Origin of the sequence: Streptomyces sp. PR69 (assembly GCF_026420845.1) — a bacterium.
Lineage (GTDB): Bacteria > Actinomycetota > Actinomycetes > Streptomycetales > Streptomycetaceae > Streptomyces.
In genome coordinates this window covers 24,045-36,960 of sequence record NZ_JAOWCB010000045.1, presented here as the reverse complement: position 1 = coordinate 36,960, position 12,916 = coordinate 24,045, and the positions used below count along the sequence as shown (strand labels likewise).

Genomic DNA, 12,916 nt, shown 5'->3' with positions numbered 1-12,916 from the left:
TGGCGCCGTCGCCGGCGCCCCCGGGGCGGCCGGCGACCGTGGCGGCGTTGGCGTTGGGGCTGTGCAGGGGAGCGAGCCCGAGGTTCCGGTAGGGGCCCGGGGCGTACGGATGCTGCTCGTTGGCGGGCAGCACCGGGAACCACTGCGACGTCCGCTCGGCACCCAGCGAACCGCTCAGCAGCGCGTAGGTCAGCGGACGGGTGTCGAAGCTCAGCGTCTGGGTGAGCACGCCCTGGACGACCAGGCTGTCCACCGGGGTCCACCGCTCCGGCCGTACGCCGGTCAGCCCGTAGACGGTCGGCCACTGGCCGTTGCGCTCAAGCTCGGCCAGCCGCGCGTTGACGCCGGCCGCGTAGGCGGTGAGCGCCTTGGCGGCCTTGCCGTCGCGGGGGGTGGCCGCCCAGGTGGCCTCCGCCGTGCGGTGGATGCCCAGGGACAGCTCGAAGACGTCCGAGTCGATGCCGGACGGGCCGTTCAGCTCCGCCAGCCTGCCCTTGCCCAGGCGCCGCTGCACGTCCATCTGGACGAGGCGGAACCGGGCGGCGAGGTACCCCTGGGCGGTGAACAGGTCCTCGTCGGAGGACGCCCGGACCGAGGCCACGCCGTCCGCCGTGAAGGACACGTCCACCGGTCGGTCCAGCCCGGGGACGTCGAGCTGTCCGTCGCGGGGCAGACGTGCGTCCTCGGCCGACGGCCACACCCCGCCACCGGGCATCAGGGCCTTGCCGAGGGCCGGCACCGGGCCGAAGCCGGCGCCGAACACGAACATGGTCACGCCGGCGGTGCAGACGGCGCCCAGCACTCCCGCCGCACGGCGGATCCTGGCTCTCATCACTCTCCTGTCGCCCATGGTCAGCGCCGTGCGCTGTTGCGGACCTTGATCCGCGTGTACTCGAGCAGCCCCCAGTAGCCGTACTCGACCCCCAGCCCGGAGGACCGCACCCCGCCGAAGGGGACGTCGGGCCGCAGGTCCCCGTGGGCGTTGATCCACACGGTGCCGCTGTCGAGGAGCGGCGCGAGCTCCTCGGCCGCCTCCCGCGGACCCCAGAGCGAGGCGCCGAGGCCGTAGCGGGTGGCATTGGCCCGACGGACGGCCTCGGCCGGATCGTCGTAGGCGATCACCGGGATGACCGGGCCGAACTGCTCCTCCACCTCCAGCTCGCAGCCCTCGGGCAGATCGGTCACCACGGTCGGGGCGTAGAAGTGGCCCGGGCCCTCCAGCGGGGCGCCGCCGGTCACGATCCGGGCGCCCCGGGCGACGGCGTCCTCGACCAGGCTCGCGACCCGTTCCAGCTGGCTCCGGCTGACGAGCGGGCCGAACTCGGCCTCCGGGTCGCTGCCGGGGCGGAGGACGGCGGCCTCGGCCAGCGCGGCCAGCGCCCCGGCGAGCTCCTCGGCGCGGTCCCGCGGGACGTAGACCCGCTTGACCGCGGCGCAGAACTGGCCGGTGTTGGCGAGGGCGGCGTGGAACAGCGCGGGGGCGAGCGCGGTGACGTCGGCGCCCGGGAGCACGATCGCCGCATCGTTGCCGCCCAGTTCGAGGACGACGGGCAGCAATCGGTCGGCGGCCTGCCGGGCGATCGCCCGGCCGGTCTCCACCGAGCCGGTGAAGGAGATCATGTCCACCGAGGGATGCTCGGTGAGGGCCCGGCCGAGCGTGTGGTCGCCGGACACGACGTTGAGCACGCCGGGCGGCAGGCAGTCGCGCAGCACCTCACCCACCCGCAGCGTGGACAGCGGGGTCTCCGGCGAGGGCTTGACGACCACCGTGTTGCCGGCGAGCAGCGCCGGGGCGAACTTGCAGACCGACAGGATGATCGGGAAGTTGGACGGGGCGATCGCCGCCACGACCCCGTGCGGGACCCGTTCCATCGTGATACGGGCGTCGTCCCCGGCGGTCAGTTCCTCGGCCGCCAGCTCCAGCGCTGCCGTGTGGCCGAACCAGTCGGCCGACAGGCGTACTTCGGCCCTGGCGGCGGCGAGCGGCTTGCCCTGTTCCCGGCTGAGCAGTGCGGCCACCTCCTCCAGGTGGGCGCCGAGGGCATCGCCGCAGGCGCGCAGCGCCGCGCGGCGGTCTTCGAACGGAAGCCGGGACCAGTCCGCGGTGGCGGCCGCGGCCGCGGTGACGGCGGCGTCGAGCTGTTCGGGGGAGCACGCGGGCGACTGGGCAAAAGCCTCTCCGGTGGCCGGGTCCTCCACGGGCAGTTCGAAGGCGCCAGGTACCGCCGCGCCGCCGATGGTCAGGGACGGCGTCATGCCCGGGCCTCGGCTTCCGGGGCCGGACCGTCGAGCTGCGCGCGCAGGCTCAGCGGGCGCATGTCCGTCCAGACCTCCTCGACGTGGGCGAGGCAGGTCTCCTTGTCGCCCTGGACCCCCGCGTCCCGCCAGCCCGCCGGTATCTCCCGGTCCACGGGCCACACCGAATACTGCTCCTCGTGGTTCACCACGACCCCGTACTTCTCGGTCGGATCCGGGATACCATTCCTCGAACTTGTCACTTGGATTCCCTTCTTGTTTTTCTGGTGAAATTGCTAGAGTGTCGCCGGAATGCCGCACCAGCGGCTTCTTCAATAACGCCTGGAAAAGGTTAATCAGTGATGGATGAAATCCAGATTCCCAAGGTCCGGTGGCCGGAGCGGGTCCCGGCCGGCGACTGGCTGAAGGGCGCGTCCGCCGTGGTGGTCATCGGGGTCGACGTGGACGCCGAATCGCCCGTGCTCGCCCGCGGAGAGCACTACATCGACCACCTCACCACCATGTCCCACCAGGCATACGGTCCGCGGGTGGGGGTGCCGCGGATCCTGGACCTGCTGAGCCGCTACCACCTGCCGGCGACCTTCTTCGTGCCCGGCGTGTCCGCCGAGCGGTGGCCTTCGGTGATGGAATCGGTGGCGGAAAGGGGGCATGAGATCGCCCTGCACGGATTTACCCACCGGCACCCCGTGCACCTTTCCGAGGAGGAACAGCGCGAGGAGATCGAGCGCAGCCTGAAGACCTTTTCCCGTTTCGGTGTGCAGCCCACCGGGTATCGGGCGCCGAACTGGGAGATGACCCGCCGCACCCTCGATCTCCTGGGAGAATTCGAGCTGCGTTACGATTCCTCGCTGATGGACGACGACCGCCCCTATGCGGTGCGCAGCGGCGGCGGCGCGACGATCGCGGAGCTGCCGGTGCAGTGGCTGCTGGACGACTGGGAGCAGTACGCCTTCCTGCCCGAGCCGAACATCGGCCAGCTGATCGAGGCGCCGTCCAAGGTGGTGGACCTGTGGACCGCCGAGCTGGAGGCCATGCGCAGCTTCGGCTCGCTGTGCATGCTGACCGTGCACCCGTTCCTCACCGGACGCCCGTCGCGGCTGCACGCCCTGGAGCAGTTCATCCGGTTCGCGCTCTCCCGGGGTGACGTCCGCTTCGCCCGTGCGGACGAGCTGGCCGAGCTGGTGCTCGCTGGGCCAGCCGGGCAGGCGTAGGCGCTGCCGCAGTCGTGGGTGGGTCAACTCCTCTCCCCCGCAGGGCTGGTGACGGTCCGCGGGGCGAGGAGTTCGGCCACGCAGGCCGTCACCAGCGCGACGAGACTGGAGACCGAGCGCTCCTCGGGCAGCCCGGCGGCCTCGTAGGCGAGGGGGAGCTCGGTGCAGGCGGTGAGGACCGGGAGGTCGTGCCGCTGCCACAGTCCGCGCACCGCGGAGGCCAGCACGGCGCCGCCCTCGGCCAGGCGGTTGGCCTTGACCAGGACGCCGGAGCGGTGGATCTCGGCCTGCAGTGGCTCGTCGGGGACCAGCAGCCGGTAGCCGAGTTCGGCCGCCCGCCGCTGGTAGATGCCGCTGTGCACGGTTCCGGTGGTAGCGGCCAGCCAGCCGCCCGCCGGGCTGGTGCGCATGGCGGCCCGCAGCGTGGCGTCGACGATGTGGACGACGGGTACGGGCAGCAGGCCGCCCTCGAGCCGGTCGATGAAGGCGTGCGCGGTGTTGCACGGGACCACGAGCAGGTCGGCTCCCCAGGCGGCGAGTTGCTCCAGGCCGGCCCGGATCGGCAGCAGCGGCTCGTCCGAACCGGCGAGGATGGCCCGGGTGCGCTCCGGAATCCCAGGCTCCGACAGCATCACGATGCGCGGGTGCTCCTGGTCCGATCGCGCGGGGACCGCGAGGGAGAGCAGCCGGAGGAACTCGGCGGTGGCCGTCGGCCCCATGCCGCCGAGCACTCCGAGTGTCCGTGCGGAGGCGGTGGCCGTCGTGCCGGTGGCCGGTTTCTGGTCGACTCGTATCACGCTTCTGCCCCCTGCAGATCCCGGCGCAGGCACGGGGATCACGTTGCCAGCCGAATGTGATTTGCCGGAGCGAACGCCTGTGGCGGCCCCCGGTCGGGAAAGGTGACGGGGCGGTCCGCAAGTGCCATGGGGTCGTCATGGCGCCGATAGGGGACGCGCCCGGGAAGATGGAGAAGTTGCCTGGCCTGAAGGCCGGTTGGTCCCGTCGCTGCGGCGTAACGTACCACAGGCGATCACGCACGCAAGTTGACCCTCCCCGTCGCCCAGCCGTCACATCGGTGCAGGCCAGGGGAACGCCGATCAAAGGATTCGATCCCTTGCGGAGACGATCAAGGGCGTGCTTGGATGCGAACGCCTGCTCCACGGATTAGATCTCAACTCGCCCTTGGCCGGGTTTGGCTGACCCCCAACATGCCCGTGGCGAAAGTAAGTTGACGCTAGTTCACCGAGTCTCTATGGGGGGACCACAAGTGATTCAGGACGAAAGCAGCACCCTCGCCACCCCTGCCGGGGAGGCTGTGGAGTTGCCGACGGTAACTCTTGCCGTCATAGACATCTGGTCCGACGTGCTCGAAGTGGCGCCGGACACGATCGACCCCGAGACGTCCGATTTCTTCGCCCTCGGCGGTTACTCTCTGCTCGCACTCCAGGCTATCGGGCGACTGCTCGCCGCCCATGGCATCGACCAGGACACGGCCCTGGAGTTGGAGGGCCTGCTGCTCAACGAGCTGTTCGAGCAGCCCACCGCCGCCGCCCAGGCGGCCTGCCTCGTCGCGAACTTCCCGCGGTGACGCCTCTCCCGGTGCGTCCGGGAGCCTTGTTCACCGTGCTTTCTTGCTGATCACCACGTGCCGGCCGGTAGTCCGGCCCGTTCTGCGCCCGCGGCCCCCCGACGCCGCCGTCGGCGTGTCCATGTCTGCGTGTGCGTCCCGCCCTGCCCGGGCCCGGATGCCGCACGCCTTCGATCTCCGTGCCTTGCCGAGTCGACGCCGAAGCCTGCCCGGCCCCGTGCCGCCAGGCTGCCGTGGCGCTCTCCCGGGAGGCTGATGCAGGGAAGGTTTCTCGTCCATGACGACGCCCGACGCGAGTACTGCGTCGCCGCAGGACCTGTTCCGGCGGGCCAAGGTCACCGCCGCCGACGAACGCGTCTTCATCGCCAAACTCTTCCTCGCGTACGGTCTGTGGGCCGCAGGCGTGGCGCTCGCCCTCTTCGTCGAGGCCTGGCCGGTCCGGCTGCTCGGCGTGGCGCTGCTCGGCGCCATGTACACCCACTGGCTGGAGCTCCAGCACCAGTGCCTGCACCATTCGGCCTTCCGCAAGGCGCGTCTGCACCGGCTGGCCGGCGTCCCGCTGGGCCTGCCCATGCTGGTGTCCTACAGCCACTACCGGGTGCGCCACCTGCAGCACCACCGCTACCTGGGCACGGACCAGGACTCGGAGTTCTTCGGGTTCGACTCGCGGCAGCCGGTCACCTGGTCGGCGCTCGTCCGGGAAGCGCTGGCCTTCGGCCGACTGGCCGCCGCGGTCGCCGACATCGGCCGCTGCTGGGCCGGTGCCTGGTCCTACGACATGGGCCAGATATCCAGAGACCGTGAGCGTGAAGTCGTCGCCGAGTACCGGATGTTCACCCTGCCGATACTCGGAGCCGTGGCGCTGACCGCCTTCGGATACGGCGAGATCGTCCTGTGGGTCTGGCTGCTCCCGCTGCTCGTCGCGGTGCCGCTGCACTTCGTCGTCGAACTGCCCGAGCACATCCTCTGCGACAACTTCTCCACCGATGTGCTGCGCAACACCCGTTCGATCACCGGTAGTTGGTTCAGCACCTGGTACACCAACGGCAACAACCTGCACATCGAGCACCACGCCGCCATGGTCGTGCCGATCAACCAGCTGCGCGGCCGCCACGAGCTCGCGCTGGCGCACGCCAAGCACACCTCGGCCAGCTACCCCCAGTTCTTCAAGGCCATCGTGCGGGAGGCCCGGGCCAATGCACGGGCGGCCCGTACCGGACGGGAGCAGTCGTGACGGTCGCTCCCGCCGCCTGCGGCGAACGCCATCCGCTCACCCCGGGCCAGTTGGGCATGTGGTTCCTGGAACGCATGTCGGGCTCGGCCGTCTACACCGACCCGATGACGTTCCACCTCACCGGCCCGCTCGACGTACCCGCCCTCCAGCGCGCCCTGGAACGGCTGCGCAGCCGGCACGCGGCGCTGCGCACCACCTTCCCGCTGGTCGACGGCAGCCCGGTGCAGGAGATCTCCGCCGGGTGCGGCGTCGAGATGCCCGTGACGGACCTCCGCGGGCTCCCCGCGGCCGAGCGCGAGAGCGGTCTCGCGTCGCTGCTCGCCGCCGACCAGGCCGCCCCCTTCGACCTGGCCCGCGGGCCCGTGCTGCGGGCCCTCGTGGTCGCGCTCGGTCCCGAGGAGCACGTCCTGCGGCTCACCCTGCACCACCTGGTGTCGGACGCCTGGTCCTGGTGGAACGTCCTGCTGCCCGAGCTCGCGGTGCTGTACGGGGCCGAACGCGACGGCGTCCCGGCGGACCTGGAGGAGCCCGCCGCCCAGTTCCCCGACTTCGTGCGCTGGCAGCGCGAGTGGAGCGAAGGTCCCGGCCACCGGCGCCAGCTGGCGTACTGGACGGAGCGGCTGGCCGGTCTGCGGCCGGTGCCGCTGCCCGGCCCGGCCTCCGCGCCCACCGGGGTGCGGGCCCTCTCCGCCGGTACGGCCGCGGACGCCGTGGCCACCCGGTGGGCCACGGTGCCGCGCACCGTCCACGACCGACTGAAGGACGTCTGCCAGGGCGAGCGGGTGACCCCGTTCATGCTGCTGCTGGCGGCCTTCGCCGTGGTGCTGCACCGCCGGTCGGGGGCCACCGACATCGCGGTCGGTACCCGCGCGGCCGTGCGCAGCCGCCCCGAGTTCGCCTCCGCGGTCGGCTTCTTCGTCAACCTGCTGGTCATCCGTACCGAGGTGGACCCCGGCGCGGCCTTCCGGGACCTGCTCCGCGACGTCCGCCGGGGCGCGCTCGGCGCCTACGCACATCGCGAGCTGCCTTTCGAGCGGGTGGTCGAGCAGCTCGGCCCGCGCCGTGGGGGAGGTTTCCGCTCCCCGGTCAACGTGCTGTTCTCGCACCAGAGCACCCCCGAGGTGCCGCCGGCCTTCCCCGGGCTGACCGCCCGGATCCTCAACCACGATCCCGGCACCCTCTACGACATCGACCTCGTCTTCTACGAGGAGGACGACGACCTGCGGGCGCTGCTCAGCCACCGTCGCACCCGCTGTTCCGACGAGGACGCGACGTCGCTGCTGGCGGAGCTCACCGCCGTCCTCGCCGCCGTCGCGGAAGACCCCGGGATCCCGCTGGCCACGCTCATGGCGACCACAGGGGTGCACCGTGCCGCATAATCCCACGCCCGCCGGGAACCGCCCGGACACCGCCCGCGAGACGCAGGACGGGCTCGCCCCGCTGTCGGTCACCCAGGAACAGCTGTGGCTGCTCGACCGGCTCGACCCGGGCAACGCCGCCTACAACTCCACCATGCTGTGGCAGCTGGACGGTCCGCTGGACGTCGAGGCGCTGCGCCGGGCCCTGGCCGCCGTCGTCGGCCGCCAGCAGATGCTGCGGGCCTGCGTCGTCGCCGTCGACGGCGTCCCCCACCAGCGGGTGGCCGGTGAGGTCGAGGTGCCGCTCACCGTCACCGACCTCACCGGGCTGCCCGAGCCGGACCGCCGCGAGGCCGCCGACCGGATGGTCACCGAGGCCGCGCACCGCCCCTTCGACCTGGGGCGGCCGCCGCTGTTCCGGGTGGAGGTGGTGCGCACCGGCGCCGAGCGGCACGTGATGGCGCTCGTCATTCACCACATCGTCTCCGACGGCTGGTCGGTGCAGGTGCTTCTCCAGGAGGTCGCGGACCTGTACGCGGGCGAGGTCACCGGCGTGCAGGTGGCGCTGCCCGAACTGTCCGTCCAGTTCACCGACTACGCCCGTGAGCAGCGCGAACGGCTCGCCGGCCCACGCGGCCGGGCGCTGCTCGACTACTGGACCCGGCAGCTGGCCGGCGCCCCGGCCGCCTTGGACCTGCCCACCGACCGCCCCCGCTCAGACGGTGCGGACTTCAGCGGCGACCGGTACGTGTTCCCGGTGCCCGACAAGCTGCGCGCCGCCCTGGGCGAGCTCGCCAGGTCCTCCCGCGCCAGCATGTTCATGGTCACGCTGGCCGGGTTCACGGCGCTGCTGTCCCGGCTGTCCGGGCAGCAGGACCTGCTGGTGGGCACCCCGGTGGGCAACCGGGACAAGCCCCAGTGGGGGCCGCTGGTCGGCTACTTCGCGGACACCCTGGTCATGCGCGGCGACGTCGGGGGCGACCCCACCTTCCGCGAGCTGCTGGGCCGCACCCGCACCACCGCCCTGAAGGGTTTCGTCCACCGGGACCTGCCGTTCCGCTCCCTGGTGGAGGCGGTGCGCCCGGAGCGCGCGGCGAGCCGCAATCCGCTGTTCCAGGTGATGTTCATCCTGCAGAACATCCCGCCGCGCCGCCGCCGGGCCGAGCTGCCGGGCGTGGTGATGACCCGGCTGGACGACGTGCGCACCACCTCGATCTTCGACCTGCGTTTCGACCTGTTCGAGTTCGAGGACGAGATGCGCGGTCAACTGGAGTACAGCACCCGCCTGTTCGACCGGTCCACCATCGAGCGGACCGCACGCCAGTACCTGGCGCTGCTCGCCGACGCGTGCGCCGATCCCGACCGCCCGGTCTCCGCGCTCGACCTGGGCCCCGCGGAGGCGGACGGCGCCGGTGCCGCGGCGGCCGCGGCCGCGGCCGCGGGCTTCAACGACGACCTCGGGGGGTACTGAGATGTGCGGCGTCACCGGATACGCGGACCTGGCGGGCAGCGGCCTCACGGAGGCCGACGAGGTGCTCGACCGGATGACCGCGACCCTGCTGCACCGCGGCCCGGACTCCGGTGGCCGGCTGGTGCGCGACGGGGTGGCCCTGGGCTTCCGCCGGCTCAGCATCGTCGGCCTGGAGGACGGGGACCAGCCGATCACCAACGAGGACGGCGCCGTCTCGATGGTGTGCAACGGCGAGATCTTCAACCACCGCGAACTGCGGGCCGAGCTGGAGGCCAAGGGCCACCGCTTCCGCACCCGCACCGACGTGGAGGTGATCGTCCACCTCTACGAGGAGTACGGCACGGGCCTGCTGGAGCGGCTCAACGGCCAGTTCGCGTTCGCCGTCCACGACACCCGGCGGCGCCGGCTCTTCCTGGCCCGCGACCACATGGGCATCCTGCCTCTGTACTACGCGGTCGCCGGTGGCCGCTTCGTCTTCGGGTCCGAGATCAAGGCCGTGCTGGCGCACCCGGCGGTGCCCCGGCGGGCCGACCTGACCGGCCTCGACCAGGTGCTGACCTTCCCCGGCACCGTCGGTGCGCGCACCCTGTTCCAGGGCGTCAGCAGCCTGGAGAACGGCCACTTCCTGCTGGTGGAGGACGGGGCGGTCCGCACGGAGAAGTACTGGGACCTGGACTATCCCGTGGACCTGCCCGGGGAGCCTGCCGAGCACCCCGACGGGTACTACGTGGACACCGTCCGCGAACTGCTGGAGCAGTCGGTGCGCCGGCGGCTCCAGGCGGACGTGCCCGTCGGCTACTACCTCAGCGGCGGACTCGACTCCTCCCTCATCGGCGCGCTGGTGCACCGCAACACCGAGGGGACGGTGCCCCGGTCGTTCTCCATCACCTTCCCCGACCGGGACATCGACGAGTCCCGCCACCAGCGCCTGATGGCCCGGCACCTCGGATCGCTGCACACCGATACGGAGTTCCGCCCCGGAGACATCGCGGCCGGGCTGCGCCGGATGGTCGGCCACGCCGAATGCGCGGTCAAGGAGACGTACAACACCTGCTCCATGGCGCTGTCGGCGGCGGTGCGGGACACCGGCACCCGGGTGATCCTCACCGGGGAGGGCGCCGACGAGCTCTTCGCCGGCTACCTCGGCTACCGCTTCGACCTCGGTGGCCGCCGCACCGCCGGCGGCGACCCCTTCGAGGAGGACCTGCGCCGCACCATCTGGGGTGATCCGCACGTCTTCTACGAACGCGACTACCACGCCTGGCGCGAGTCCAAGCTCGACCTTTACGCCGCGGACCTGCGGGACGCCCACGCCGAGTTCGACTGCCTCGCCGGGCCCGTCGTCGACCCGGAGATGCTACGCGGCCGCCACCCGGTGCACCAGCGCTCGTACCTCGACTTCAAGCTCCGGCTCTCCGACCACCTGCTCTCCGACCACGGGGACCGCATGGCGCTGGCCAACTCGGTGGAGGCCCGGTACCCGTTCCTCGACCCCGACCTGGTCCGCTTCGCGACGACCGTCCCGCCCCGCCTGAAGGTGACGGCGAGCACTGAGAAGTACGTGCTCAAGGAGGCCGCCCGGGGGTTGGTGCCGGAGGAGATCGTCCACCGGGAGAAGTTCGGGTTCCGGGCCCAGGGCAGCCCCGCACTGCTGCGGGCGCGGATCGAGTGGGTCGAGGACCTGCTCTCGTACGACCGGATCAAGCGGCAGGGCTACTTCGATCCCGACGTGGTCGAGCACCTCAAGGAGCAGTACCGGCAGCCCGGTTACGAGGTCCATCCGCACCTCGGTGACGACCTGCTGCTGATCGTCCTCACCTTCGGTGTGCTGCTCGACACCTTTTCCCTTCCCGACGCCTGAACCACTGGGGCGGCCGCCGGCCCCCCGTCTGATGGAGGAAGCTCGCATGGCCTTCCAAGCAGTCCACGGTCTCGTACAGCAGGCCGCCCAGCGCTTCGCCGACCACGTCGCGGTCGAGTGCCCACAGGGCCGGCTGACCTACGCGGAGCTCGCCGCCCGTTCGGACGAACTCGCCGTCGCCATACGGGCTTCCGGCGCGGGCGCCGGCTGCGTGGTGCCGATCCTGGCCGAGGACCGGCGCGAGCTCGTCGTGTCGGTCCTGGCCGTCCTGAAGGCGGGCGGCGTGTTCGTGCCCGTGGACCTGACGGCCCCGCCGCTGCGGCTGCGCACCATGCTGACGGTCACCGCCCCCGAGTGGGTGATCGTCGGTGCCTCGGCCGCCGGGCGCGCGGAGGAGATCCTGGAGTCGGCCCTGCCGCTCGCCCGGCGGGTCCCGCTGGACCTGACCGCCGAGCCCACCGGCGCGGCCCCGCAGCGGATCCACCAGCCGGACCCCGACGACGCCGCGTACATCTTCTTCACCTCGGGCTCCACCGGGCAGCCCAAGGCGATCGTGGGCCGGATGCAGGGCATCGACCACTTCGTCCGCTGGGAGACCGAGCTGCTGGGCATCGGCCCCGGCGCGCGGGTGGGCCAGCTGGCCTCCCCGGGCTTCGACGCGATCCTGCGCGACCTGTTCGTGCCGCTGATCACCGGCGGCACGGTCTGCGTCCCGCCCGCCGGACTCACCCTGGACGGGCCGGCGCTGGCCCGGTGGATCGACGAGGAGCGGATCAACCTCGTGCACACCGTGCCCACCGTGTGGCGCGGCATGCTGCCCTCGCTGGCGGCCGGCGGTCCGGAACTGGCCGAGCTGCGCTGCGTCGCGCTGGCCGGGGAGCCGGTGGCGCCGAGCGACGCCGCCACGTGGTTCGACCGGTACGGGGAGCGGATCGCCCTGCTCAACCTGTACGGCCCCAGCGAGACCACCATGACGAAGATGTTCCACTTCATCACCCCCGCGGACACCGAGCGGTCCACCGTGCCGATCGGCAAGGCCATGCCCGGGGCCCGGGTGGTGCTGCTCGACGGCCGCAACCAGCCGTGCCCGCCCGGCACCGTGGGCGAGATCCACATCCGCACGCCGTACATGTCGCTGGGCTACTTCCACCAGCCCGACGCCACCCGCGCCTCCTTCGTGCCCAACCCGCTCGGCGACGACCCGGAGGACTTCGTCTACCGCACCGGCGACTTCGCGCGGGCCCTGCCGGACGGCAGCCTGGAGTACGTCGGCCGGCGGGACCAGCAGATCAAGCTGGGCGGCGTCCGCGTCGAGCTCGGCGAGATCGAGCACCTGCTGCGCGCCTACCACGCGGTGCGGGACGCCGCGGTCACCGCGGTCTCCGACGACGAGGGCAACCCGGCGTACCTGTGCGCCTTCATGGAGTCCGTCCAGCCCGTCGAGGCGGCGGACCTGCGGGCGCACCTCGCGCCGCGGGTGCCCGACGCCCACCTGCCGCGGGTGTTCGTCCCGATGGAGCGGCTGCCGCGCACCATCAGCGGCAAGGTCGACCGCCGGGCCCTGCCGGTGCCGCTGCCGCCGCGGCAGCAGGCGGAGCAGGACTACGTCGCCCCGCGCACCGCCACCGAGGAGACCCTCGCCGGCATCTGGGCGAAGCTGCTACCGGTGGACAAGCCGGGCGTCACCCACGACTTCTTCCACATCGGCGGCCACTCGCTGCTGGTCATGCGGCTGATCGCCGCGGTCACCACCGAGTTCGGGGTGGACGTCCACCTCCAGAAGTTCCTGGCCGCCCCGACCATCGAGGGCCTGGCGGCGGAGATCGAGGCGGCCCTCCTCGCGGCCGGCTCCGACCTGGACGACCTGCTCGCCGACCTCGACGGCCTCGACGAGGCCGAGGCCGAGCGCCTGCTGGCCCAGAACGGCGGCAACTGAC

The 12,916-nt window shown here is 72.0% G+C and carries 11 protein-coding genes; 7 read left to right on the top strand and 4 right to left on the bottom strand.

Annotated features, from left to right (window positions below; translation table 11 throughout):
* From OF819_RS26820 to OF819_RS26810, 3 genes are all read right to left on the bottom strand, one after another.
* A partial coding sequence (locus tag OF819_RS26820; RefSeq protein WP_267246232.1) for a penicillin acylase family protein occupies positions 1–832 on the bottom strand: 832 nt, incomplete at its 3' end.
* A 20-nt stretch (positions 833–852) separates the two neighbouring features.
* Positions 853–2,256, bottom strand: a complete 1,404-nt coding sequence (locus tag OF819_RS26815) for an aldehyde dehydrogenase family protein (RefSeq protein WP_267246231.1) — start codon at positions 2,254–2,256, stop codon at positions 853–855.
* Positions 2,253–2,498 (bottom strand): MbtH family protein, encoded by a 246-nt coding sequence (locus OF819_RS26810; RefSeq protein ID WP_323748970.1) that lies wholly within the window; start codon positions 2,496–2,498, stop codon positions 2,253–2,255. The genes OF819_RS26815 and OF819_RS26810 overlap by 4 nt, the downstream gene beginning before the upstream one ends.
* A 99-nt stretch (positions 2,499–2,597) precedes the next feature.
* Between OF819_RS26810 and OF819_RS26805 the strand changes: the two genes are divergently transcribed.
* The gene (locus OF819_RS26805) at positions 2,598–3,467 is read left to right on the top strand and encodes a polysaccharide deacetylase family protein (protein WP_267246230.1); all 870 of its coding nucleotides are present in this window, start codon (positions 2,598–2,600) and stop codon (positions 3,465–3,467) included.
* Between the two features lie 23 nt (positions 3,468–3,490).
* Here the strand turns inward: OF819_RS26805 and OF819_RS26800 are convergent, their stop codons facing one another.
* Entirely contained in the window at positions 3,491–4,264 is a 774-nt protein-coding gene (locus OF819_RS26800) for an aspartate/glutamate racemase family protein (protein WP_267246229.1), read from the bottom strand.
* Between the two features lie 470 nt (positions 4,265–4,734).
* Here OF819_RS26800 and OF819_RS26795 point away from each other — a divergent pair, with 470 nt between their 5' ends.
* From OF819_RS26795 to OF819_RS26770, 6 genes are all read left to right on the top strand, one after another.
* On the top strand, positions 4,735–5,055 hold the full coding sequence (locus tag OF819_RS26795; protein ID WP_267246228.1) for a phosphopantetheine-binding protein: 321 nt from the start codon (positions 4,735–4,737) through the stop codon (positions 5,053–5,055).
* 277 nt (positions 5,056–5,332) lie between these two features.
* Positions 5,333–6,289, top strand: coding sequence for a fatty acid desaturase family protein (locus tag OF819_RS26790; RefSeq protein WP_267246227.1), 957 nt, complete (start codon positions 5,333–5,335; stop codon positions 6,287–6,289).
* Positions 6,286–7,668, top strand: a complete 1,383-nt coding sequence (locus OF819_RS26785) for a condensation domain-containing protein (RefSeq protein WP_267246226.1) — start codon at positions 6,286–6,288, stop codon at positions 7,666–7,668. Before OF819_RS26790 ends, OF819_RS26785 begins: the two co-directional genes overlap by 4 nt.
* Positions 7,658–9,118 carry a condensation domain-containing protein gene (locus OF819_RS26780; protein WP_267246225.1) on the top strand — a complete coding sequence of 487 codons (1,461 nt, stop codon included), beginning with the start codon at positions 7,658–7,660 and terminating at the stop codon, positions 9,116–9,118. The genes OF819_RS26785 and OF819_RS26780 overlap by 11 nt, the downstream gene beginning before the upstream one ends.
* Position 9,119: 1 nt before the next feature.
* A complete protein-coding gene (gene asnB / locus OF819_RS26775) occupies positions 9,120–10,979 on the top strand; it encodes an asparagine synthase (glutamine-hydrolyzing) (protein WP_267246224.1) in 1,860 nt (619 codons plus the stop codon).
* 46 nt (positions 10,980–11,025) lie between these two features.
* Positions 11,026–12,915 (top strand): non-ribosomal peptide synthetase, encoded by a 1,890-nt coding sequence (locus tag OF819_RS26770; RefSeq protein WP_267246223.1) that lies wholly within the window; start codon positions 11,026–11,028, stop codon positions 12,913–12,915.
* The last annotated feature ends 1 nt before the right edge of the window (position 12,916 follow it).

Excerpts from the sequence above, each read along its gene's own strand:
- OF819_RS26770 (WP_267246223.1), top strand. The coding sequence starts at position 11,026 with ATGGCCTTCCAAGCAGTCCACGGTCTCGTACAGCAGGCCGCCCAGCGC.
- OF819_RS26805 (WP_267246230.1), top strand. The coding sequence starts at position 2,598 with ATGGATGAAATCCAGATTCCCAAGGTCCGGTGGCCGGAGCGGGTCCCG.
- OF819_RS26815 (WP_267246231.1), bottom strand. The coding sequence starts at position 2,256 with ATGACGCCGTCCCTGACCATCGGCGGCGCGGCGGTACCTGGCGCCTTC.
- asnB (WP_267246224.1), top strand. The coding sequence starts at position 9,120 with ATGTGCGGCGTCACCGGATACGCGGACCTGGCGGGCAGCGGCCTCACG.
- OF819_RS26790 (WP_267246227.1), top strand. The coding sequence starts at position 5,333 with ATGACGACGCCCGACGCGAGTACTGCGTCGCCGCAGGACCTGTTCCGG.